At 34.8% G+C, this 24,164-nt stretch carries 19 protein-coding genes and 3 pseudogenes; 14 read left to right on the forward strand and 8 right to left on the reverse strand.

All coding sequences use genetic code 11. The annotated features are described in order from the left end of the window. Positions 1-2 precede the first annotated feature (2 nt). Complete coding sequence (locus NST60_RS15370; RefSeq protein WP_341099284.1) at positions 3-2,048, reverse strand: BglG family transcription antiterminator; 2,046 nt, start codon at positions 2,046-2,048, stop codon at positions 3-5. A 190-nt stretch (positions 2,049-2,238) separates the two neighbouring features. Between NST60_RS15370 and NST60_RS15375 the strand changes: the two genes are divergently transcribed. The 5 genes from NST60_RS15375 (at position 2,239) to NST60_RS15395 (ending at position 7,824) form a co-directional block, all read left to right on the forward strand. Then, the gene (locus NST60_RS15375; RefSeq protein WP_169189174.1) at positions 2,239-2,793 is read left to right on the forward strand and encodes a GNAT family N-acetyltransferase; all 555 of its coding nucleotides are present in this window, start codon (positions 2,239-2,241) and stop codon (positions 2,791-2,793) included. A 1,027-nt stretch (positions 2,794-3,820) separates the two neighbouring features. After that, positions 3,821-4,378, forward strand: coding sequence for a hypothetical protein (locus tag NST60_RS15380; protein ID WP_169189173.1), 558 nt, complete (start codon positions 3,821-3,823; stop codon positions 4,376-4,378). 616 nt (positions 4,379-4,994) lie between these two features. Continuing rightward, positions 4,995-5,846 carry a Cof-type HAD-IIB family hydrolase gene (locus tag NST60_RS15385; protein ID WP_016202111.1) on the forward strand — a complete coding sequence of 284 codons (852 nt, stop codon included), beginning with the start codon at positions 4,995-4,997 and terminating at the stop codon, positions 5,844-5,846. Between the two features lie 90 nt (positions 5,847-5,936). After that, positions 5,937-6,065, forward strand: coding sequence for a hypothetical protein (locus tag NST60_RS15390; protein WP_016202112.1), 129 nt, complete (start codon positions 5,937-5,939; stop codon positions 6,063-6,065). A 502-nt stretch (positions 6,066-6,567) separates the two neighbouring features. Beyond that, positions 6,568-7,824 (forward strand): sensor histidine kinase, encoded by a 1,257-nt coding sequence (locus tag NST60_RS15395; RefSeq protein ID WP_224428494.1) that lies wholly within the window; start codon positions 6,568-6,570, stop codon positions 7,822-7,824. Between the two features lie 19 nt (positions 7,825-7,843). On the opposite strand, the gene NST60_RS15400 is transcribed toward NST60_RS15395, so the two are convergent. After that, on the reverse strand, positions 7,844-8,137 hold the full coding sequence (locus tag NST60_RS15400; protein WP_016202114.1) for a hypothetical protein: 294 nt from the start codon (positions 8,135-8,137) through the stop codon (positions 7,844-7,846). Between the two features lie 236 nt (positions 8,138-8,373). Here NST60_RS15400 and NST60_RS15405 point away from each other — a divergent pair, with 236 nt between their 5' ends. From NST60_RS15405 to NST60_RS15415, 3 genes are all read left to right on the forward strand, one after another. Further along, on the forward strand, positions 8,374-9,720 hold the full coding sequence (locus NST60_RS15405; RefSeq protein WP_224427807.1) for a UDP-glucose dehydrogenase family protein: 1,347 nt from the start codon (positions 8,374-8,376) through the stop codon (positions 9,718-9,720). A gap of 419 nt (positions 9,721-10,139) precedes the next feature. After that, positions 10,140-13,265 carry an alpha-mannosidase gene (locus NST60_RS15410; RefSeq protein WP_016202116.1) on the forward strand — a complete coding sequence of 1,042 codons (3,126 nt, stop codon included), beginning with the start codon at positions 10,140-10,142 and terminating at the stop codon, positions 13,263-13,265. Positions 13,266-14,010: 745 nt separating this feature from the next. Next, on the forward strand, positions 14,011-14,625 hold the full coding sequence (locus NST60_RS15415) for a nitroreductase family protein (RefSeq protein WP_341099299.1): 615 nt from the start codon (positions 14,011-14,013) through the stop codon (positions 14,623-14,625). Positions 14,626-14,681: 56 nt separating this feature from the next. Here the strand turns inward: NST60_RS15415 and NST60_RS15420 are convergent. The 3 genes and pseudogenes from NST60_RS15420 to NST60_RS15430 form a co-directional block, all read right to left on the reverse strand. Then, positions 14,682-15,554: pseudogene (locus tag NST60_RS15420) on the reverse strand (FAD-dependent oxidoreductase); the annotation flags it as partial. 11 nt (positions 15,555-15,565) lie between these two features. Further along, complete coding sequence (locus tag NST60_RS15425; protein WP_016202119.1) at positions 15,566-15,799, reverse strand: FMN-binding protein; 234 nt, start codon at positions 15,797-15,799, stop codon at positions 15,566-15,568. 658 nt (positions 15,800-16,457) lie between these two features. After that, positions 16,458-17,180 (reverse strand): 3-ketoacyl-ACP reductase, encoded by a 723-nt coding sequence (locus NST60_RS15430; protein ID WP_016202120.1) that lies wholly within the window; start codon positions 17,178-17,180, stop codon positions 16,458-16,460. A gap of 180 nt (positions 17,181-17,360) precedes the next feature. Here NST60_RS15430 and NST60_RS15435 point away from each other — a divergent pair, with 180 nt between their 5' ends. The 4 genes and pseudogenes from NST60_RS15435 (at position 17,361) to NST60_RS15450 (ending at position 20,075) form a co-directional block, all read left to right on the forward strand. Next, positions 17,361-17,816, forward strand: a complete 456-nt coding sequence (locus NST60_RS15435; protein ID WP_224427808.1) for a hypothetical protein — start codon at positions 17,361-17,363, stop codon at positions 17,814-17,816. Positions 17,817-17,980: 164 nt separating this feature from the next. After that, positions 17,981-18,883 (forward strand): annotated as a pseudogene (locus tag NST60_RS15440) (PTS transporter subunit EIIC); the annotation flags it as partial. Continuing rightward, a pseudogene (locus NST60_RS15445) lies at positions 18,884-19,324 on the forward strand (6-phospho-alpha-glucosidase); the annotation flags it as partial. A 460-nt stretch (positions 19,325-19,784) separates the two neighbouring features. Then, positions 19,785-20,075, forward strand: coding sequence for a hypothetical protein (locus NST60_RS15450; RefSeq protein ID WP_016202125.1), 291 nt, complete (start codon positions 19,785-19,787; stop codon positions 20,073-20,075). Here the strand turns inward: NST60_RS15450 and NST60_RS15455 are convergent. Beyond that, a complete protein-coding gene (locus NST60_RS15455) occupies positions 20,072-21,313 on the reverse strand; it encodes an MFS transporter (RefSeq protein WP_169189169.1) in 1,242 nt (413 codons plus the stop codon). The two genes, NST60_RS15450 and NST60_RS15455, sit on opposite strands and share 4 nt — an antisense overlap. A gap of 53 nt (positions 21,314-21,366) precedes the next feature. Beyond that, positions 21,367-21,837, reverse strand: coding sequence for a hypothetical protein (locus NST60_RS15460; RefSeq protein ID WP_169189168.1), 471 nt, complete (start codon positions 21,835-21,837; stop codon positions 21,367-21,369). Between the two features lie 191 nt (positions 21,838-22,028). On the opposite strand from NST60_RS15460, the gene NST60_RS15465 reads away from it, so the two are divergent. Next, a complete protein-coding gene (locus NST60_RS15465) occupies positions 22,029-22,475 on the forward strand; it encodes a PAS domain-containing protein (protein WP_254415741.1) in 447 nt (148 codons plus the stop codon). Then, positions 22,472-23,296: an ATP-binding protein gene (locus tag NST60_RS15470; RefSeq protein WP_224427810.1), complete on the forward strand. Its 825-nt coding sequence runs from the start codon at positions 22,472-22,474 to the stop codon at positions 23,294-23,296. Before NST60_RS15465 ends, NST60_RS15470 begins: the two co-directional genes overlap by 4 nt. An 87-nt stretch (positions 23,297-23,383) precedes the next feature. On the opposite strand, the gene NST60_RS15475 is transcribed toward NST60_RS15470, so the two are convergent. Beyond that, on the reverse strand, positions 23,384-23,941 hold the full coding sequence (locus tag NST60_RS15475; RefSeq protein ID WP_101729393.1) for a BsuPI-related putative proteinase inhibitor: 558 nt from the start codon (positions 23,939-23,941) through the stop codon (positions 23,384-23,386). Between the last annotated feature and the right edge of the window lie 223 nt (positions 23,942-24,164).

Below are 24,164 nucleotides of genomic sequence, written 5' to 3' on the forward strand. Positions count from 1 at the left end.
TTTCACCTCCTTTCAGTAGCAGAATTTAAGCAATTCAGTATTTCGTCTGGCTGCGTTGCTTGGTAAAGAATTTCTGCCCTGTGTTCATCTAAAAATAATTCATTCAGTGCTAGTAGTGTAGGGACATGATGGTTGTTATCTTCAGGTGCTATTACTACAATCATTTTCGCAAGTTCTCCATCTGGCATATAGATAGGGTGTTTACATACTAGGAGACTAAAGTCTTCTTTTAATACGCCCTCAGAAGGTTTGGCATGGGGGAGATAGACAGATGGACCAATCATCATTCGACTACTGTCATTTTCAAATAGCTCGATGACTTTTTCTCCATAGCGTTCTGTTATTGAGCCCCGTTTTTGCATAGGTTCTAAGGCTATATTTAATGCGGATTTCCAGTCCATTTCCGTTTGAGTAAACAGAATGTTTTCAGGATAAAAAGTAAATAATTGCTCTGTATCGTTTACATGTTTCTCTATAACTGGTTCTGCCATTGTTTCTTGATAAAAATCTACTATTTTATTAGAAACTTTTTCATAATCATCGGTATTTAAATATTTTTTTATATGGTGAACTAACTCTTTAGCCTTTTTGTTTATATCCTTTTCAATTGATGTTCTTATTTGTTTTTTCAGTGCAAGGCGGTCTTCTTTGTTTAAGACTGGGTTTACAATCACTAGTTTTTTTGTTGTATTTAAGGGAACGGTAGCAAAGATGAAATCTACCTCATCTTCATAATTTTTAAAATTTCTTTCTGCAAAAGCGCCAAGAAATCGGAAGGTGGGAAACATGCCCTTTAAAGTCTCTAATAGAAATTTAGAGACAGATGTCCCGTTGCGGCATACTACCATTGCAGAAAAAACGTATTCTCTATCATCTTGTGTTTTATAGAGCCACGCTTGTATATGCATCGCAAGATAGACGATTTCTTCTTTGGAAAAAGGTTTTCCAGCAAAATTTTCGAGCGGGTACACCGATTTGGAAATAACAGCGAAAAGGGAAGAATATTCTTCAATAAATTGTTCAATAATAGCATTTTGAATATTTAATCGCATCCAAGATCGATAGATAGCTGGTCTTAAATGGACAAGTAACTTTTCCTTCATTTCTTTTTTTCGGATAAGGTCAATTGCTAAATTTTGTTCTACTACATCTAGAAACTCATCTATAGCAAATTGTAAATCTTCTCCTCGAGACAAATCCAAAGCTGATTCCAACATATTAGAGGATAAAACTTGAAGGGCCAGATAAAGCTTATCCTTCTCAGATAAGTCTGTTAAGTCCCAGAATATATTTTTTAATATTTCTAATTCATTGGTATTCTCTAAATCAAATCTTTTAATTTCTGAAAACCATTCCCGATTATAGGCCTTCATTCTTTTTATCAAGAGGGTTAGTATAATGGGAAGGTGTTCAATTTGTTCATCCGTGAATGAAATTTTAAGTGCTTTTTCGACTTTCAATAGTCTTTGTTCTAATAAGAAAAGCTCATTTCGAACAATAAATTTCTTTTTTTCTAACAGTGGAATAGCAAAATCATGAAGTAGTAGTGTCTTTAATTCAGTAACTAATAATTTGCGAAGGTTATATTCTGTACCGATAATTTTATATCCCTTTGTTCTTGAATATTCAACTTGTACGGAATAACCTTTTACTCGTTCCTTGATTATTTTGATATCATTCAATAACGTATTCTTACTAACGTCAACGAAATCAGCTAAGCCTTGGAGAGAATAATAAGATGAACTTGTAAGCAATAATAAAATAATTAAACTCATCCTTACTTCTGGTGATAAATAATCTAGATTGATAAATTTTGATGATTTAAGAATGTGATAAAGATATTCTCTTGTTTTATCTTCTAATTTAACACGACCATCGTAGTCAATCGAAATGGGTGGTATTTTATTCGTCCTCAAATATTTATTAATAAAATGAATTTGTTCTTTAGGTGATATTTTCTTATCAGGAACATCTCCTTCAATCCGCGTTAAAGAAGTAGATTGGTTGACTAAAAGATGAAAAATAATTTCATTTAATTCACTCTTCAATGTTTTCACCTCCATATCTATCTGTTATATTACTTGTATTACGCTACCGTTAATTTCATTATACACAATAAAAATTCCCTGGAAGATTAGTTAATCACAATTATGTAAATGCTTACATTTTGCTGATTGTGTTTTAAGTAAGCATGGACTACAGAGGGACGGTTTTAAAAAGAGAGGAGAGTTAAAGATATTGTATCAAGATAAAGAATTGACATTAAGACCGATTATGGAAGAGGATCTTTATCGTCTTTGGACGCTGGCGTTTAAAGAGGAAGCCCCAGAATGGAAAAAGTGGGATGCTCCGTACTATCCTTATAAACCAATAAGTTATGAAGATTTTTTAACAAAAAAAGAACAATATGTAGATAGAGATGATCGCTGGTCAATTATTGTAAATGAAAAGTTGATTGGTATCATCGGTTATTATTGGGAACATGAACCATCAAGATGGTTAGAGATGGGAATTGTTATTTATGATCCAAATTATTGGAGCGGTGGATATGGAACAAGAGTGATAAAGATTTGGATGGACCATCTATTTAAAGCATTGCCCTTAGTTCGAGTTGGATATACAACATGGTCAGGGAATGAGCGAATGATAAAGGTCGGAGAAAAGCTTGGAATGACGATGGAAGGGCGGATGAGAAAGTGCCGTTACTATAATGGAGTATACTATGACTCCATTCGAATGGGAATATTAAGAGAGGAATGGGAAGCTTTAAGAGCAGGAAGCAAATCAATTTAATGGAAACGAGAATGTTTAATAATCAAACAGAACTGCTAGCGATCATTTTATCTATATGTGCTTTCTAGCATAGTTAGGCAAAAGTTGCATAAAGTTATGTCCTAATATTCATTCTTTTCTATGCAGGCAAGGAGTATAATGGAAGAAAAGCTGAAGAGCAAGCTGTATATGTAGTAAATGTCAAATGGAATCAAGTAAGCGTGAAAAATGAATGAATGGAGTGAGGTCCATGAAGAAAAAGGTTGAATACGTATTCTTCTGCCAGCATTGTGGATTGCCTCAACGTATTCCAGCGTTTGTGCTAAAAACGTATTTATGTGATGACATGGTAAAACAATACTATTGCAACAATTGCAGCCGAGAAAATCTAATTCCTCCATATATAAAAAAGCTGAAAACAGAACTTTAATGGATGATGTAATCATATCTAGAAGAGGCTGGGACATAAGTATTCCAGCCAAGGATAATTCCGAACAATTATACGAAGATGCTAATGAATGTTCCGTATAATTGTTCGGGCTTTTATTTGTTTTTCAAAGGATGTTTCCATGAAGTTTGGTGCGATTCCCCGCAGCCGGAATACACTTCGCTTTCCATGGGGCTCGCGCTGAGCCGCTTCGGCCTGTGGCCTGCAGGGTCTCAGACTGTCTCGCTAATCCCATAGGAGTCTTCGTGTATTCCGGCTGCTCTGTTTTTCCAACTAATTATATTTCCTCTTGTAAAAAGTATGCGAAAGCAGCCGCTATTTACTAGCTATATTAGAAATTGTTCGTCTTTACAGAGTATCTATTTAGTTATGTCCCATCCTCTTTTTTCTGAAAGAGTAATTGTTTAGACCAATATAGTTGAACAGAACGAAAGATTTTCCATTTTTAATGAGTAATAACCAATAGATTGTACAAACTATTTAAAGTAGAACAGTGGCTCATTGTTGGTTAGTGGAATAAAAAGGTCTCTTTAGCTTTACTTATTGGAGATGCTCATTACATCTTCAATCATGGAAACTTTTAAGTAGTAGTTGAATAAAGTGAATTACAAGGAATACTGGGACAAAATTAATGAACAGAATGGCATATTGCATTCTTTATATAGTTCCTATTGGCATAAATACTCGGATTTTTCTACATGGCAGTTTTGGGTCATTCTTATTTCATTACTTTTACCATTATTAATCCTTTATTTTGTAGTAGATAGGAAAAGGCTATTCGAAATATTTTTCTTTGGCTATACTGTTCATTTATTTTGGGCATATATTGATATAGCGCTTAGTAGAGGAACCTATTTAACCCATACATATTTTCTTTTTCCGTTACATATTACAGGATCCTTTCTTCCAGTTGGATTTCTGTTGGTATACCAATATGCCACAAACCATAAAAAAATTTTTTATATCCTAACAATACTGTTAAGTGCTGCAAATGCTTTTATATTTGCCAATATCGAAGAGGCAGTTGGTTTAGTAACATTTCATAAAGGGTTTAATTCTTTTCATTTATTCCTTTTGGATTTGGTAATTGTGTTTGTAGCATACTGGTTTACTAAGCTAATGTTACGATTTAGAATTCATACGAAAGAAGAAGAGTAAGATAGCACTTTTTTTAATGAGACTGGGACATAAGTATTCCAGCAAAAGATAAATCCGAACAATTATACGAAGATACTAATAAAAGATCCGTATAATTGTTTGGTTTTTTATTTGTTTTTAAAACATGTTTCCATGAAGTTTAGTGCAATTCGCCGCAGCCACCTCACTTCGCCTCCGGAGAAACTAGTTTCATAAGGAAGAGGAAAAGAGGAAAGCCAAAAATCGAAGAAGCAACGAGAAAAAAGGCGTTCATAAGGAAGATGAAAGCCAAAAATCGTAGAAGCAACGAGAAAAAAGGCGTTCATAAGGAAGATGAAAGCCAAAAATCGAAGAAGCAACGAGAAAAAAGGCGTTCATAAGGAAGAGGAAAGCCAAAAATCGTAGAAGCAACAGAAAAAAGGCGTTCATAAGGAAGAGGAAAGCCGAAAATTGTAGAAGCAACAGAAAAAAGGTGGCCATAAGGAAGATGAAAGCCAAAAATCATAGAAGACTCCAGAAAAAGATCGTTCATCTCCCAACTCTTTGCAAATAGCAAATAATCTAAAACAATGCATTTGAGCGAAAACGAAACGAGGTGTATACTTGCCAAAGGAGATTATTAAAGGAGGAATTTATTTTGTTACAAAAGCCAAAGGCTATTTTTCTGGATATGGATGGGACTATCTTGAATCATCAGAATCAGGTAAGCCTAAAGACAAAAGAGATTATTGATGATTTACGAAAGGATGGTTTCTTTGTATTCATTGCAACGGGAAGATCCTTTGATGAAATTGCATCTGTTGTGCCAGAAGGGTTTGAAGTGGACGGATATGTTACTTCTAACGGCATGGCCGGCTATATAGGAAAGGAGCCTGTTTTTCAGCACACGCTCCCTCTAGAATTGGTTAAAACAATTATTGATAAGGCAAGAGAACATAAAGTGTATTACGAACTTTTCCCTTATGACGATCCTCGGATGGTATTAAATCAGGATAAAGAGTATGTTATCCATGAAATTAGGGACCCAAAACCAGACAGTGTTGGAATTAACGAATGGCTGTCTCGTAAAGAAGCTATTAGCGGAAAAATTGCTTGGAAGAATACAATTGAAGGAAAAGAATTTTCGAAGTTTTATTTTTTTGCTCGTACAAGAGAGCATATTAATCAATGGAAACACGTATTAGAGGAACTAAGAAAAGAAGTAGATTTTACTGCCTCTACTTCTTCTGCACATAATGTAGAAGTAATGGTTGCGAATGTAAATAAAGCCACTGGTATTAAGCAAATGTTAGAGAAATTTAATCTTTCAGAAGAAGAGACAATGGGAATTGGCGATAGTGATAACGATATCCAAATGCTTCAATTTGTTTCCATGCCGGTTGCTATGCAAAATGCACCAGATCACATTAAAGAATTAGCAGCAGAAATAACAGAGTTAACCTGTGATGAAGATGGGGTTTGTCATTTCTTAACATCTCGATTTAAGTAATGAAGCTGCATTTTTAATTCCTGTTTTTACCATATTAATGATTGCTCGATCTGGAAAACCTACTATAGGTAAAAGAAAGGAGCATGAAAAATGACAAAGAAATTTAATAATGGTAGTAAGAATCAAAACGCACCTAGAGGAAACCAGTCTAGTGTTAGTGGCGATAATAGCAAGGGAAATAAGCGGAACAAAGATCAAAGTGATAAAACAGAAGATTAAGTAAAAGCCAGCTTCATATGAGCTGGCTTTTACTTAATAATAGGTTCAAACGCGTTCTTGCAGCTTTTGAATATTTACAGAATGAAAAGGCTAACCCCCTGGTTCATCCACCACACTAGATGGATTTCCATCCAAGTCGTAAAAATCAAAAATATTTCATGCCCTCAAAATCATTGATTTCCATCATTTCCCCTCCGGTGTTTGTAGCAATATTTTATCTCACTCTTAACGGATAGTAAGTTTCAACCGTAAGCTTATGAGAATACATGGAAGATCAACTGTCCGTAAAGGTCCGAATGGTTCAACTAACAGGGGATATAGGAAAAACACCACTGATGGAAGTTTAGCTTTATCCAATTTTAAACGTAAATATATTGTTATTTTAGGAATTTAATAGCCACTCGGAATTTGTCGAGGATTATCTTGGGTTTTTAAAAGGGTTTTAGTAGAAATGGCTCGAATTATAAATTAGCTAAAACTACTTAGAAGGGCTGGTTCTAAATTGTTGGCTTTTCCTAATATCGAACAATTATCGTATCATTTATTAGTAATTATCTTACCGATCGTTTGGTACCTTTTAGTAAGTAAAGAAGATGTTTCTCAACGAAAAAAACTAATTTCTAATTTTTCTCTTATCCTTTTTATCATGCTTTTTTTCACTATGGTGCATCCAATTCAAATGGAAGAGGGCTTGTTTTATGATCTTAAAGTGGTTCCCATTCTATTAGCTCTTGTTTATGGTGGATTAAGCACGAGCATTCTCTTAACTGTCATTTTGATTGGTTATAAATTTTTCATACTAGGAAACGGTTTTTACATATATATTTTAAATTATTCTATTGCAGGAGCCATTATCCTCTTTTTAAAAAATAAATTGGTAACTCTTACATTTGGAGCGAAATGGAAATTGATAATGGGTGTTTATTGGCTTTGTGCTTTGACACGAGTTATATTTGTTTTTATAACAGAACAAGTAGCCCAGCTTCCTTTCGTATTGATTTATTCATTTACTACGTGGGGAGCATTATTTATCGTTACCAGCATTATTCAATATAATGATGAGAAAATTCTCAATCAGAAAAAAGTTCAAATAGCAGAGCGATTAAATGCGGTAAGTCAATTGGCTGCTTCTGTTGCCCATGAGGTACGGAACCCGATGACGTCGGTAAAAGGATTTTTGCAACTAATAAGTGGGGACAACAATTTATCTGGAAAACAAAGGAAATACATAGAAATCTCCTTACAAGAATTAGAGCGGACAGAAACAATCATCAGTGATTATTTATCGATGGCAAAACCAGTTTCAAAAGAAGAAGAAGAAAATTTAAATATTACAACAGAACTAAGAGGCGTTATTGAAGTAATGACTTCTTATACTAATACTCATAATATTATAATCGATGCTGTTATCTCTAATCAGCTATATTGTAAAGGAAAGAAAAATGAATTTAAGCAGGCAATGATTAATATGATGAAAAATAGTGTAGAAGCCATGAATGGAAACGGCGTTTTAAAGGTTCGTGCATATGCTTTAGGAGAAAAGATTTTTATTGAGATCGAGGATAATGGGATAGGGATGACGAACAAACAGGTCAAACAACTAGGCACTCCTTATTATTCCACGAAAGATAAAGGAACAGGTATTGGCTTAACCTTAGTATACCGAATTATTCGAGATATGAAGGGGGAAATATCTGTTGTCAGCAAAAAAGGGCAGGGAACAACGTTTAGGATAGCTTTGTTGAAAACAATTGTTTGATAGAAAAGTCGGTTCTCCACTAAATAGAATCGACTTTTTTATTGTTTTTCCTTGTCAGCTCAATGATAAAATAGTCGATCCAAGTAATGAGTGGGATGAAAAAAGGAAGTATATAAAAAGAAGTATGCCCAATCCCAAATAATCTTACTTCGTCATTAAGTAAATAGATAATCCACGTAACACCTACTAAAAAAACTGTATTCCAACAGAAAGTCACTAGCAATGCTATCCATTTATTTTTTGTTTTGGTGAAAGTAAAAATAGATAGGGGAACAGAAAACAAGAAAGATATTAAAATGAAAAGTATAACCAACAGATTCCCTCCAAATTTTTCTAATTTAAATATATTTTAACATGATTGTTCTTAAAATATGGTTCCTAATAAATCAAAAATTTACATTCCTTTACTAAAATTATAAAAAAGGTTAAAAGGGAGTGAAAAGTAAGATTGTATACTTTATTTATTGAGATTAGAATCCCCTTCTTGTTTGTTTCCAAGTAGTTTTGGTTTAGTCCGTCCGGAATCTTTTACATAAGGAGTTTTGATAGATGAATATAACAGTGGCAGGTACAGGGTATGTTGGCTTAGTAACAGGTGTTTGTTTAGCAGAAGTGGGTCACCAGGTTACTTGTGTTGATGAGGTTAAAGAGAAAATAGTTCTTCTAAACTTAGGGATTTCCCCTATTTATGAGCCGGAATTAGATACATTAATAGAAAAAAATGCAAGTGCAGGGAAATTGACATTTACAACCGATCACGAACAGGCATATGCGCATTCAGATGTTATTTTCATAGGGGTAGGAACTCCAGAAAATGAAGATGGATCAGCTAACTTAAATTATGTTTTTCAAGTTGCAAAACAAATTGCTGAAAGTGTAACCCATGATTGTTTAATTGTCATTAAATCAACTGTTCCTATTGGGACAAATGATCGTGTTGAAACTTATATTAAAAATCACTTGAAACATAAAGTAACTGTTGAGGTTGCGTCAAATCCAGAATTTCTTGCCCAAGGCAGTGCAATTAAAGATACGTTGCACGCGTCACGAATTGTGATTGGGGTAGAAAGTGAGCAAGCGAAGGAAATATTGACAGCTATATATGAACCTTTTCAACAACCGATTTTAACGATGAATCGCCGCAGTGCAGAAATGGTGAAATACGCATCAAATGATTTTCTTGCCCTAAAGATTTCTTTTATTAATGATATTGCTAATTTATGTGAAGCAGTTGGAGCAAATATAGAGGATGTAACAAGTGGGATGAGTTATGATGAGCGTATTGGAAAAAAGTTCTTAAATCCTGGTATTGGGTATGGCGGTTCTTGTTTCCCAAAGGATACAAAGGCTTTGCATTGGCTTGCAGAAGAAGAAGGTTATATTTTACGGACGGTAAAGGCTGCTATAGAAGTAAACGAGAAGCAGAAATTTAAGTTGATTTCAAAGGCACGGAATGAATTTTCCTCATTCAATGGATTGAAAGTGGCAGTATTAGGACTTACCTTTAAGCCTGGAACAGATGATTTACGGGAAGCTCCTTCTATCCCAAATGTACGATTATTATTAAACGAAGGAGCTAGAGTTCATGTATATGATCCAGTTGGAGAAGAGAACTTTAAAAAGCACTTTTCGACAGAGGTTGTTTATGAAAAAACAGCAGAACAAGCATTAGAGGAGGCAGATCTTTGCTTCATTTTCACCGAATGGGAGGAAATTAAAGCTATTGATTTATCCTTTTTTAACAAAATGAAAGTACCGTTTGTCTTCGATGGAAGAAACTGTTTCTCACTAGAAGAGGTAAGAAAGGCGAAGATTAATTATTTTTCTATTGGACGACCAGAAATTAGAATGATGGAAGTTGGAGGAAGAGGTGGAGACGGTTTTCTAGTTACCTAGTGTAATGATAAAAAACAGCCTATATTGTGGGCTGTTTTTTAATTTTTCTTAGTACAGTGTTTTAGGTAATTTAATTGTAAATGTTGTGCCAACATCTACCTCACTTGTTACACTGATAGTTCCTCGAGGACTTTCGATAATCTAAAAGCAAATCATAAGGCCGATTCTTGTTCCTTTGGATTTTATTGTAAAAAAGGCTCGCCAAATTTACTTAGCACCTCTTTTGAATTCCTTTTCTTGACCCACCATTCAATTTATATAGATAGGATCTAAATTGAATGGATTCTAATAAAATACATTCATATTTTTAATGAGATCGATAAAGAGTTGCTTTATTTTAATCATTGACTAAAACACTTATTGTAAGATAATGAAGGTAGTCTAAATATTTTAAAAATTATCTTAAAAGGAGGGTTTTTATGTTCTGGACAGAGAAAAAGTTGGATGCACGAATCAAGGAGCTAGAAAAATACCGCTACCGAGAAGCTATTTCATTAGAATCCTTTCAGATGCAATTAGATAAAGAAGGAGAAATTGGCGCGAGACCACCGGAAAATGGGGAATGGACAACTATTCGTGTTGGAAATAATTGGGCAGGAAGGGATCATTATGCTTGGTTAAAGGCAGAGGTATCAATACCTGCTAACTGGAATGATAAACAAGTATTGGGATATTTTGATTTTGGTGTAACAGATGGTGGTACGAATTCTGGCTTTGAATCACTATTGTATGTAAATCAGAAAACGTATCAGGGCGTAGATGCCAATCATCGAGAAGTATTTTTTAAAGAAGAACATTGTGGAACAAATATCAGTTTGATTTTTCGTTTATGGTCTGGCTTAGAAGGCGGCGGTGAACCACGCATCCAAGAACATAAAATAAAAAAGGCAGAGATTGGATGGCTCGACGAAGCGACAGATGATTTATATTATACGGCTAAAGCAATAATCCAAACGATACATATTTTAGATGAAAATCGACCAGAATATCAAACTCTTCTAACTGCTTTAAATCGAGCTTTTTATGAAATAGACTGGACGGAGCCAGGCTCTGATCTATTCTATGAATCTATAAGCAAAGCAAATAATCATTTGAATACTTCATTAGAAAAAATGGATAAACATACTGCTGTTACCATTCATGCAATTGGTCACACACATATTGATGTTGCGTGGCTATGGCGATTGAAGCATACCAGAGAAAAAACAGCGCGCTCTTTCTCAACAGTATTGCGCTTAATGGAGAAATATCCAGAATACTTATTTATGCAATCACAGCCACAGCTATACGCGTATATCAAAGAGGACTATCCAGAGATTTATACCCAATTGAAGGAAAGAGTAGCAGAGGGAAGATGGGAGCCAGAAGGCGGGATGTGGCTCGAGCCTGACTGTAATTTGCCATCTGGGGAATCCTTCGTCCGTCAATTATTACACGGAACAAGATTTTTAAAAGAAGAGTTTGGTGTAACGAGCAAGTATCTATGGTTACCAGATGTCTTTGGTTATAGCTGGTCGTTGCCGCAAATTTTAAAAAAATCAGGTATTGAGACATTTATGACGACAAAAATTAGCTGGAATCAGTACAATAGGATGCCACATGATACCTTCCAATGGCGAGGCATTGATGGGACGGAAATTTTGACTCATTTTGTTACGACTCCATATCCGAACAGTAGAGGCTGGGCATATGACTATAATGGAGAAATGCAGGCAGATGTCGTTCAAGGCGCTTGGGATAACTATAAAGACAAAAATATTACTCAGGATTTACTTCTGTCATATGGCTATGGAGATGGTGGTGGTGGAGTAAACCGAGATATGCTGGAGATGCGGAGAAGATTTGACCGAATTCCTGGTCTGCCAGCTGTGAAATCGACAAAAGCAGGAGATTATTTTGACGCCCTTCATGAGAAAGTGAATAACACAGAGGAATATGTCCATACATGGGACGGAGAACTTTATTTAGAATTTCACCGAGGAACTTATACTAGCCAAGCATATAATAAAAGAAGTAATCGAAAAAAAGAATTATTGTATCGGGAAACGGAACTGCTGAGTGTATTAGCTAGTATATTTACTGAAGATTGGTCTTTTTATCCGCAGGAAGAGCTTCACAAAGGCTGGACGATTTTATTAAGAAATCAGTTCCACGATATCATTCCTGGTTCATCCATTCGTGAAGTATATGAAGATAGCATTTTAGAATATGAAGAAGCAGAAGCGCTAGCATTTGAAGCGCAAGAAAAAGTTTCAACTAGTATAATAGAAAAAAGTATCTATCACTATACAGTGATAAATGACTCTTCTTGGACACGTTCAGGATTGGTAGAAATTCCAGACAAGCCTGAGTTAGAAGAGGGACAATGGCTATCGGAAAAAGAGAAAGTATTGCAAGCTGAAAAAGTGGCTGGAAAGTGGCTTGTGCAGGTGGAAAAGATTCCATCTCATGGATTAGCTAATCTTTTATTTAAATCGACTAAAGCTAGCGATAGGAATAAACAATCTTCTTTTGTGATCAATGAATCTGGGATAGATACACCTTTTTATAAAATTCTTTGGAATGAAAAAGGCCAATTAATTCGAATTTTTGATAAAAAAGCCAAAAGAGAGATCTTAAAAGAAAAGCAAGCAGGAAATGTACTACAAGTATTTGAAGATAAACCATTAAGATGGGAAGCTTGGGATATTGATATTTTTTACCAAGAAAAGCATCACGAGATTTCAGCTCTTGAAGAGATTGAAATAGTGGAAGATAATTCTTTACGAGCAGTAATACGATTTACCTGGACATATCACCATTCTAAAATAGAGCAAGAGCTTATTCTCTATTCAGAAAACCAAAGAATAGACTTTAAGACATTTGTTGATTGGCATGAACAGCATCAGCTATTAAAAGTGGCGTTTCCTGTTGAGATTCGTTCTACTCAAGCTACCTATGATATTCAATTTGGAAATGTCCAAAGACCAACTCATTGGAATACAAGCTGGGATTATGCAAAGTTTGAAACCGTTGGACATCAGTGGGCTGATTTATCGGAGCATGGTTATGGAATAAGCCTATTAAATGATTGTAAATATGGCTATGACATCAAAGATTCTATGATGCGTCTATCTCTCATTAAGTCTGGTACTTATCCAGATTATTTGCAGGATCAAGGAGCACATACATTTACTTATTCTCTTTTCCCACATGAAGGAGACTGGAGAGAAGGCGGTACAGTTCAAGAAGCATGGGATTTGAATCAGCCATTAAAAGGTTTGGAAGGAAAGTTAAAATCTAAAGATTTCTCTTTATTCCAATTAGCGTCTGACCATTGTATGATTGATGCTGTTAAAAAAGCAGAAGATGAAAATAAAATCATTGTTCGTTTACATGAATTTATGGGGAAAAGAGGAGCGGTAGAATTAACCTCAGATGCTTCTATAAAATCGTGGCAGGAATGTAACCTTATGGAGGAAACAATGGATGAAAAACAGGAAAATGAAGAGATAACATTCGAAATAAAACCATATGAGATTAAGACATTGATAGTGGAAATTTAAATTTTAAGGAGGCAGATTTTAAGGTGTTAATAACACTTTAAAATCTGTTTTTTGTATGTTTTCTATAGCGATGCTTATACTAAAGTGGAAAAAATCTATAGTGAGGATTTAGTTAATATGAATACAAATAGAAGGAACGACAAGAAATAATCTATGCTGTTACAAAAAAAGAAGTCCAATGCTACAGAGGTGCTATTTATATAGAAATGAAAAAACTTGTGTCTATAATAACGAAACGAAGTTAATGTACTTTTTTCTTTGTCCGTTGTAAGGTCTTTTCTAAGGCGGTTATATCTTTTTTAATTATCTTTAAATCGGAGTGGCATTGTTTTAAGAGTTTCTGTATTTCATTCCATTTATTGTTTGGATTCATTCATGGTTCTCCTTACATAATTATGATAGTAATAAAAATTATGTGGAGTAGTGAAAAATTATTCATATTAAAGGAGATTTTCTTTAGGGTGAGACATACTTTTCAAGTTTTACTAAAAAGGCAAGTTTGCTAGAAGTAATAGTATCCGATGAAGGAAGTAAAGGCTAAGAAGAATACTACTAAAAAGACTCGCCTGGTGAAAAGTGTTCTGCCATAGCTGTTTTGCGATTACTTCATGCATGTTAAGCCTCATTCAAATTATTGAAAGTAAGAAGAAAATGGAGATTTAAAATCACTATCTTTGACAAAAGATACTTACTAATGGTAAGTTAGTTCTTGAATATAATGAACTAATTAGTTGGGGGAAGAATAATGTCACAATTAGAACAAGTTATGAAGAGTCGTAAATCGGTTAGAGCGTATGATTCCACATACAAAATAGAAAAAAAAGAATTAGAAGAAATCATTGAATTAGCAACGAGTGCTCCATCATCTAGTAATTTGCAGTCTTGGAGATTTATTGTGATTCAAGATCAAGAACTAAAAAAAGAGCTAAGAGAAATTGGAAACAATCAAGCACAAATAGAGGATTCTTCTGCTATTATTGCTGTTTTAGGAGATACGGAGGCTTATAGAAATGTAGAGGAAATCTATGAACAAAATGTATCCCTTGGATATATGGATCAAGCGATTGCAGATAGAACGGTAAATAATACGCAAAGCTTATATCCAAATCTACCAAAACCAATTCTTACACAAATTGCTAGCTATGATGCAGGATTAATTTCTATGCAGATTTTATTACTAGCAAAAGAACGCGGGTATGATACAGTTGTGATGGGTGGCTTTGATAAAGCTGCATTTGCGAAACGTTTTGAATTGCCAGAAAATCAATTTCCTATTACACTAATTGCGATAGGGAAAGCAGCTGCGCCAGCCTTTAATACAAGCCGATTGCCACTAGATAAAATTACGAAATTTTATTGATTAATAGAGAAAAAGTGCCTTGATTCTTGAAGGAAAAAGGCACTTTTCTAAAAAAATTATTCTATCTCACTTGCAGAGGTTTCACCAGCTATACGGCCAAATACGATAATGTCAGCAACTGCATTTCCGCCAATTCTATTCCCTCCATGAACACCACCAGTAACTTCACCAGCAGCATAAAGTCCTTTAATTGTATTGCCCTTTTTATCTAGAACATGAGTCTGTGTATCAATTTTTAATCCACCCATAGTATGATGGATACCTGGAGTTACAGGAATAATATAATATGGTCCTTCTTCTAACGTTTGGGTTAGATGAACTCGGTCAAACTCTTCGTCTTTTTTATTTTTAACGTATTTTGTATAATTTTTTAAAGTAGTAGCAAGGGTGCTGCTGTCTATTCCACTCTCGCTTCCTAAAGATTCTATTGTTTCTCCTTTTGTAGCGTAACCATCTTCAATATATCCCGCTAATGAGGCATTTTCATCTGCCATTTCTTGATTTACGACAAGATAAGCTACTTTATCTGTTTGTGCCAAAATATTTTTGGAAACAACATCACGTGTCAATAATTCATTGGTAAATCTTTTTCCTTCTTTGTTTATTAAAATAGCTCCGTCACCACGTAATCCTTCTGTAAATAGATATCCTGTTTCTGGATCGGTTGTTGGATGTATTTGGATTTGGTCTATATCGACGAGATCAGCCCCAACTTCTTCTGCCATAACAATTCCTGATCCTGTTGCTCCAGCATGATTAGTTGTAGAGAAACCTTCCAAGTTTTCATTGTATTCAATAACCATTTCAGCATTTGCACCAAAACCACCAGTTGCTAAAATAACAGATTTTGCAGTAACGGTGAATGGATTCATATTTTTATCGGTAGCTTTTACTCCTACGATCGCGCCATCTTTTTCAATTAAACTATCAGCTGTAGTGTTTAATCACTTATACTGCCTGTTTCTCCATCTGCACTGATTTCAATTTTCTCAATCTTATCTTTTGAAACCGTTACAGTGGCTTTAATTTCTCCTCCATGACCATTGGAAACGCCTTCATATGTACCAGCATTAAATTTTCCTTTTTCTTCTGTATTCGTACTGTTGCTACATCCTGCTATTATGAGCATAAATATAGCGATAAGGACGAGCGATATACTAGACAATTTTCTCATAAAAATTAACCCCTCTCTTTTTATTGTTCAATGTTTCACAATGTCTATCATAGTGAAAATGTCCAACTACTCGTTATGTAAATATCAATGTTCAAAATAAGTTCATAAGTCTATGAAGGTTTTGTGAATATTTGTATCCCACTCTTAACGGACAGTAAAACTCCCCCTCAAGCTTATGAGAATACGAGGAAGATAGGTGGGAGATCAACTGTCTGTATAGGTCCGATTGGTTCAACTAATCATCAGTGAGGGGAAGTTTCACTATATGGTATACAAAGCCGTTCTTTTGTAATTCATTACAAAGAGGAAATATAATTAGTTGGGAAAATAGAGCAGCCGGAATACACGAAAACTCCTATGGGAGCTGCGAGACAGTCTGAGACCCTGCAGGCCATAGGCCGAAGCGGCTCAGCGCGAGCCCCATGGAAAGCGAAGTGTATTCCGGCTGCGGGGAATCGCCCCAAACTTCATGGAAACATCCTTTGAAAAACAAATAAAAGCCCGAACAATTATACGAACATTCATTAGCATCTTCGTATAATTGTTTGGAAATATCCTTGGCTGGAAGACTTATGCCCCAGCCTCTTTTACTTTTGTTTACAGTTAAGAACTTATAAGTTTTCTGAAGTTAATTTGGTGCCCTCTGTTTTCTTAACTATTAGAAAGGATTTGTTCCTATAACAGTAGCTGCTTTTACATAGATTCTTGGATGTAATTTTAACTGTGAAACAATCAGTTCAGCAATATCTTCTGGCTGCATGTACTTCTCTGCACTGCCTTTAATCAAATCTGTTTGAACAGCTAACTCTGTGGCAACTGTGCTTGGTGTTAAGGAAGTAACACGAATATTGTTTCTACGTACCTCTTGTGCCAATGATTCTGTCATTCCGATTAAACCGAATTTAGAAGCGCTGTATGCACTGGATGTTGCTGCCCCATTCAAGCCATTTGTGGAAGAAATGTTGATGATGTCTCCCCCATTTTTTTCGATTAATTGTGGTAAAACAGCTTTTGTTACATAGTATGGTCCCATTAAGTTTACATCAATAATCTTTTTCCATTCTTCTGGGTTCATTTCTAAAAGTGACTCGAATTTACCAATTCCTGCATTATTGATTAAAATATCTGCTTTTCCTAGCTCGTTTGTTAATGTAGAAATTGCTTGTTCTACTTCTTCTAAGGATGATACATCAACCGTTGCATATGCAGCTTTAACACCAAGAGCTTCAACCTCTTTAACGACTTCTTTTAACGCTTCTTCTGTACGAGCAAGTAAGCCGACATTTACGCCCTCATTTGCTAATGCAATCGCTACTGCTTTCCCAATGCCTCTACCTGCTCCCGTAATGAATGCTATTTTTCCTTTTAAAGATTGTGCCATTATAAGTAACTCCTTTCAACCTATTGATTCTGTATATGATACTTTGTCTATTTTATTATTTTCAATACGCGATAGCAAGAAAGCCGCTTATAGGAAAGATATTTTCATTTTTCGTTGTATGTGGGGGGAAAAACAATGATAATAAAATCACATAGTATCCACTAAAAAGGAGGATTTTAAATGTCTTTTTCCTTGTCTCCAATTGGTATTTTTCTTGCTATAGGCTTACTCGTACCGAATATCCTATTTATTCTCTTATTTCCACCAAAAAATATACCTTCAAAATCAAATAAAACACCATGGCTTTTTGTTGTTTTTGAAAGGGTAGGACAAATAGGCTGCCTATGTTTAGTAATCATTACTAAAAATCCTGCTGGAGAAATAATTAATAGCTGGCTTCTCTTATCCTTTCTTTCTCTTATTCTATATTATCTACTATGGGTGAGGTATGTTAGAAGTGACCGAGAATATCGGTTTCTGATGAAGTCTTTTCTCTTCATACCCATTCCGTTAGCAGTCTTGCCATGCTGTATTTTTATTACTGCAGCTATTTGGGGACATTCTTTTTGGTTAGGAATAGCAGCTATTGTATTTGCGATTGGTCATTTAAAAGTGAGCTCAGATAATAAGGAATAGAAGTCCTAACTTATTGGGAAATTTCCCGTTGGTTGGGACGTTTATCTATAAATGATAGAGTTTACCTAACTGCTTTGAGTTTATTGAATCCGCTTTCATCTGATATTTAAATAGAAATAGAAGTTAACAAAATACAGAAAAATAGTTATAGAGAGGTAATTTATATGATGCAAAAGCTTCAGCGATATGGGGGATCTATGTTTACACCAGTACTTTTATTTGCCTTTTCGGGAATTGTACTTGCAATAACTATTATGCTAAATAATCCTCAAATTGTAGGAGGTATAGCAGAAGAAGGTACCACATGGAATAGTATCTTAAGTATTTTGGAAAATGGAGCATGGACTGTATTTAATCAGATGGAATTGTTTTTTGTAATAGGTATTGCACTTGGATTAGCTAAAATAGCTAATGCAAGTGCTGTAATGGAAGCAGTCGTCGTATATCTAACTTTTAATTATTTTCTTTCAGGTATATTAGAATACTTTGGATCAACATTCGGAGTTGATTTTAGTCAAAATGTTGGCAGTACTAGTGGAATGAAGCTAATTGCTGGCATAAAAACATTGGATACAGGGATTATCGGAGCCATTGTAATTTCTAGTTTAACTGTATGGCTACATAATAAGTATTTTGAAAAGAAACTACCCGAATGGCTTGGCATTTTTCAAGGTTCTGCTTACGTGGTAATCCTTGGTTACTTTATGATGATTCCAATCGCAGTTGTCGTTGCCTGGGTTTGGCCGATTGTTCAGTCTGGAATCGGTTCTCTTCAAGGGTTTTTAGCTAGTTCGGGAACAATGGGTGTTTGGTTTTATCATCTTTTTGAAAGAGCATTAATCCCAACAGGTTTGCATCATTTTATTTATACACCATTTATGTTTGGTCCAGCTGTTGTAGAAGACGGAATTGTGAAATATTGGATGGGGAATCTTGGTAGCTTTGCGCAAAGCACGGAATCATTAAAGGCAATGTTCCCAGCTGGTGGCTTTGGGTTATATGGAAACTCCAAAATGTTTGCAGCACCCGGTATTGCATTAGCTATTTATTTCACTGCTAAGAAGGAAATATTCTCTCAATGTAATAGAATAGCAGAATTAGGTTCCACAGAAGGATCAGAGTTAGAAATAGATGAACATGCTTCTTATATCGTAGACTTAGCTTGTGCAATTGCATATGACACACAAGAAAGAATGCTTTTAATTGTCGAAAATAATGGAGCGATTCAAAATTTTGATCCAACTGCAATGGTAGAAGTACCTTGTATTGTTGGAGCGAATGGTCCAGAACCATTAGTGCAAGGAACTATTCCAAGATTCCAAAAAGGATTAATGGAGCAACAAGTAGCCGTAGAAAAATTAGTAGTGTAAGCTTGGGAAGAACATTCCTATCAAAAACTTTGGCAAGCCATTACATTATCTAGAATGGTGCCAAATGCTAAAATAGCTAAACAGATCTTAGACGATTTACTGGAAGTGAATAAAGAATATTGGCCAGAGCTTAATTAAGCAAATGGACTGAGGTTGGGACATAACTAAATAGATACGCTGTAAAGACGAACAATTTCTAATTTAGCTAGTAAATAGTGGCTGCTTTCGCACACTTTTTACAAGAGGAAATATGATTAGTTGGGAAAACAGAGCAGCCGGAATACACGTAGACGCCACGGGGATTAGCGAGACAGCCTGAGACCCCGGAGCTGAGGAGGCTCAGCACGAGCCCCACGGAAAGCGAAGTGTATTCCGGCTGCGGGGAAACGCACTAAACTTCATGGAAAACTCCTTTTAAAAACAAATAAAAAACCAAACAATTATACAGAACTTTCATTAGCATCTTCGTATAATTGTTCGGATTTATCCTTGGCTGGAATACTTATGTCCCATCCTCGTTCGTTGTAAGGAATAGGCATGTTTTTTAAGATGCATTCATAGTTTAGTATATATACCAATTTTAAAGGAGAGAGCTACATTGAGTATTACTAGACTAGCAGATCGCTTTTGGGACGGCATGACTTTAACGTATGTAAACCACAAAGGAATCATTTATCCTTACTTCGCTTTTATGATTACTGCGTTTCTATTTGAATTATTTCTTACAGTGTTAATAGGTATATCTATTTATTTCTTTTATCAATCAGGGTATTATCCTAATGTCCTGTTTTATATTGGATGTTGCGTTGTTTTTTTGCTACTTATCATGACAATGGTTACGATAAAATCTATCTATCTAAAGATTAAGTATGCATCAAACAGCCATTAGAGAATCTCGTTCTTTTTACGTAAATAATAGTATAAAATCAGACAGCAAATGGAACAAAGTATAGATAGTAATGCAATAAATCCATAGCCTGCCTGTTGGCCAATGACACCATTACTGGAATAAAACAAACGATTTATCCCATCTATAATTACGCCAATTAGCAGGTTGCCGAGTACACTAGCGATTCCCATTAAAGTAACAGTAAAGGTGATAGCTGTACCAGTTCCTTTAGGATATCGTTTGGCAAGCAGTGCCATGACGGTTGGATAAATGGGGGCAATACCAACTCCTGCGATAGCAAAAAGAATGGCACCTTTTTCTCCAATAATAATGCCAGCAAAGCTACAAATACCGGAAAAAGCAGCAAAAATCATAATAGAAATGGTATAGCCAATTTTATCTGTTAAAGGGCCAAGAAATAGTCTAGACAGCATAAAAAACAGGAAAAATATCGATAGCATACCAGATGCTGTTTCTACATTCCATGAATACGCTTTAATTAAAAAGTTAACTAACCATCCTCCTACAGCCAATTCCGATACTACCCCAAAGGAGAGAATCATGACAATAAGCCAAGCAACTGGATCCCGGAGTAAAAATCGATAAGAAACTGTCTCATCATCGCTTGTTTCTTCCTCTGGGAATTTACCAAAAAAAGAAGGGATGATGGGCAAAAGGGCTAACAACAACACAATGAAGTACATTCCTCGCCAGCCTAATTCTCCTCCTGCAATTGTCCATCTCATCATCCATGATGCAATAATCGGCGCTATCATTGAACTTAATCCATAGAAAAAATGAGCCAAATTCATCATAAAGCCAGTATTTTTCGTGAAAATACGAGCCGCCATTATTCCAAGGCCGATTTCAAGCATTCCGTTTCCAATATATAAAAGAAAGTAAGAGGAAGAAAGGGCGAAATACTTTTCTGAGAAATAAAGACAAATCCCAGAGATAGCCATAGAGGCAAAAGCAACAATACCAGTCCATTTAATACCAATTCGATTTGCGAGAGCAGCAGTAAAGGTACAGGCAATTAAATAGCCAAGTGAGTTGATAGCAAGTAAAAAACCTATTTGTGACTCACTTAAAAGGAAATCGGCTTGAATAATAGGAATGGCAGGACCTTTGACATTCTCTGATAATCCGAAAATAAGGAACCCGCCAAAAATAATAACAAGTAGAACATAGTAATTGAATTTCGCTTGTTTCTTACTAAAAGTATTCACACAATCCATAGATAATCCTTTCTTTTTTCTAACGTTGTAAGTAGTGAGTTTCTAAGGAAATATTATTTGTGATAACGAGAATGTCGAGAAGGAAGGTTGCTATCTTCCGTTGGACTATTATTATCACTATTAGATGGAAGCTTTTGTTTATTAACGATTTTTTTAATGCCTTTAAAGAATAAGGTAATGACTAGATATATTCCGAAAAAAAGGAGAAAGCCATTAATCCCTGCAACAGCATCTGCGAATTCCATATTACCCCTTCCTGTAATCCCTTGTTGGATTTCAATTGCAAATACTAATACAAGGATAAGCGTAAATGTATAGATAAAAGAAATGCTTTTGATGCTCCAAGCTGCTAATCGTTTAAAGATAAATTGAACAATAAAAAATGATATAATCCCAATGATACCGATAATCCATAAATGTAAATCCTTGTCTGTAGCTTGCCAGCCAAGGATTGTAGCGACGTCCATAATAATATCGTGAAAAATGTTGACAATCTCAGCGATAATTTTAAAAAACTCTACCATTATTTTCCTCCTTTTGGGAAGTTCCTTTCATTAAATTATACTTTACGATAAGAAATAATAAAATAAGTAATCAATTATTCTATCATTAGTAAACCCTCTTCAAGTTAAAGTATAAAAATGTTAATATAGGAGAAAAGACGTTCAATTGAACGAACAAGTATAGAATTTATTTCGTTGAAGGGGCAATGTCTATGCTGCTTTGGGATCGTAATAGGCAAATATGGGGACAAATTACGTTAGTTTCTATCTCCATATTATTTACTACTTATCAATTTGTGATAAATCATGAACCATTTTTCAACATTGATTTTTTCCTGTTTACGATAATAGCATGGATTGTTGGCTGGAGGTATGATGTATCTAAATACTACGAAAAGAAAGCCAAGGATAGTGAAGAAAGCTACCGTCTTCTAATGGATTCATTACCTGAATCTATATTTATTCAATCATATCCAGAAAATAGGTTGATTTATGTTAATCATGCTGCTGTTAGAATGATGGCGGCAGAGAGTAATAAAGAGTTAATTAATCGTTCATTTGGAGAATTTGTAACAGCTGATTATATGGAACGATGGAAAATGAGAATAAAGATTGCGTTAGAAAAAAAAGGCCACTCTCGCATATTGAATATAAAATGAAGCGTGTGGATGGAAGTGTTTTTTTCTATGAGGCATCTTGTTTAGCGATTAAGTTAAATGGTAATGACGCAGTATTATCAATAGGAAAAGATGTCACTGCGAGTAAAGAAGAAACGATGAATTTACTACAAAAATCAGAGAAACTAGCGATTTTAGGAGAGATGTCAGCAGGAATTGCTCATGAAATTAGAAATCCATTAACATCAATAAAAGGATTTATTCAACTTGCCAAGTCAGAAAATCCGAAGAACAAGTATTTTGAAATTGTATTGTCAGAAATTGAAAGAATTAATAGTATTGTTGGAGAATTACTATTTCTTGCTAAGCCTACAGCTGATGTTTTCTTAGTTAAAGATATTCGCAGTATAATTAAAGATGTAGTTACGTTAATACATACTCAATTGAGCTTACATAACATTCAGATTAAGGAAGTATATGAATGGGAAATGCCAATGATTTTATGTGAAGAAAAACGCCTAAAACAAGTATTTATTAACCTCTTGCAAAATGCAATCGAAGCCATGCCAGAAGGTGGCTATATTTCAATTAAGGGAACGTCCTTGGGAGATGGTAATATATCGATTGAAATTATTGACCAGGGAGTAGGAATTTCGGATGAAAGAATTAGTACACTTGGGGAACCATTTTATACAACAAAGGAAAAAGGGACAGGCCTTGGTTTAATGACTTGTTATAAAATTATTGAAAGCCATAATGGTAAATTGATTTTCCAAAGTGAATTAAATAAAGGAACAAAAGCAACGATAATCTTTCCAGCTGCTACACAGGACACTTTACTTGGTACTGTTTCTAAAGGTTGAAAGAGCTAGATGTAAGACCCTCACTGATTAGTGGGGGTTTTTGTATGAAGCGGAATTTTAGGTTTTGGAACAAGTCTTATAATAATATTACTCCTCTATGGAAAAATCGATAGACTTCTTCAAGGTTAATTCTTTTGAGGGAAAGACAAAATTTATAGTATAAGAACCATGAGGTAACTTTTTCACTGAAACGTCATAGACAACTGTTCCCCCAGGTTTCAAGAATAGAGTTGAAGGAAGCTTTTTATTGGTTGTCATTTTTAGCTCTTTCACAACTTCTCCATCCGCTTTTCGAATAGTGAAAGTGTATTGTTGCATTGTATCAAAATGAAAAGTAAATGGATGCTTGGCGTTGTTGGTTATTTGAAAAACAAAAAGTAAGACATCTTTCTCTTGGGTATAAGAAATAGAAGCTTCTATCATGCTTAAAACATTCTTGTCCCCATCTTGGAAGTCGAAATCATCTTTTGCAGGAATAGAAGCCTCTATATTTTTATCGATTTTCACTGATTTATGTGATGGCAATTCAATAGATGATTCACTTTGTTTGCTGGAAGGTTGTTCCTGAGTTTCTGTTATCTTTCCGTTTGAACAAGCTGTTAATAATAGGATGATGGAGAAAATAATTCCTTTTTTAAGCGCCATGAAAAAGCTCCTTTTCTTATTTTGATTTAAGCATAGAAAGAATTACAGAACATTATAGTGTTACACAATATCAATTTTATTATAATAGTATTATATTAGCGGGTAAGAAAAATGAGTAAAAAGTAAGAAATTTTCAATAATTATAAAAATATATTCTTTTTCCCTATTGTTTTTGTTATAGTATTATTCAGACATCTCAGAATATTCCTATATCTATATTTAT

It is taken from the genome of Niallia sp. FSL W8-1348, assembly GCF_038006745.1.
In the GTDB taxonomy this organism is placed as follows: domain Bacteria; phylum Bacillota; class Bacilli; order Bacillales; family Cytobacillaceae; genus Niallia; species Niallia alba.

Excerpts from the sequence above, each read along its gene's own strand:
- NST60_RS15390 (WP_016202112.1), top strand. The coding sequence starts at position 5,937 with ATGACAAAGAAATTTAATAATGGTAGTAAGAATCAAAACGCACCTAGA.
- NST60_RS15405 (WP_224427807.1), top strand. The coding sequence starts at position 8,374 with ATGAATATAACAGTGGCAGGTACAGGGTATGTTGGCTTAGTAACAGGT.
- NST60_RS15410 (WP_016202116.1), top strand. The coding sequence starts at position 10,140 with ATGTTCTGGACAGAGAAAAAGTTGGATGCACGAATCAAGGAGCTAGAA.
- NST60_RS15415 (WP_341099299.1), top strand. The coding sequence starts at position 14,011 with ATGTCACAATTAGAACAAGTTATGAAGAGTCGTAAATCGGTTAGAGCG.
- NST60_RS15425 (WP_016202119.1), bottom strand. The coding sequence starts at position 15,799 with ATGAGAAAATTGTCTAGTATATCGCTCGTCCTTATCGCTATATTTATG.
- NST60_RS15430 (WP_016202120.1), bottom strand. The coding sequence starts at position 17,180 with ATGGCACAATCTTTAAAAGGAAAAATAGCATTCATTACGGGAGCAGGT.
- NST60_RS15435 (WP_224427808.1), top strand. The coding sequence starts at position 17,361 with ATGTCTTTTTCCTTGTCTCCAATTGGTATTTTTCTTGCTATAGGCTTA.
- NST60_RS15455 (WP_169189169.1), bottom strand. The coding sequence starts at position 21,313 with ATGGATTGTGTGAATACTTTTAGTAAGAAACAAGCGAAATTCAATTAC.
- NST60_RS15460 (WP_169189168.1), bottom strand. The coding sequence starts at position 21,837 with ATGGTAGAGTTTTTTAAAATTATCGCTGAGATTGTCAACATTTTTCAC.
- NST60_RS15465 (WP_254415741.1), top strand. The coding sequence starts at position 22,029 with ATGCTGCTTTGGGATCGTAATAGGCAAATATGGGGACAAATTACGTTA.
- NST60_RS15470 (WP_224427810.1), top strand. The coding sequence starts at position 22,472 with ATGAAGCGTGTGGATGGAAGTGTTTTTTTCTATGAGGCATCTTGTTTA.
- NST60_RS15475 (WP_101729393.1), bottom strand. The coding sequence starts at position 23,941 with ATGGCGCTTAAAAAAGGAATTATTTTCTCCATCATCCTATTATTAACA.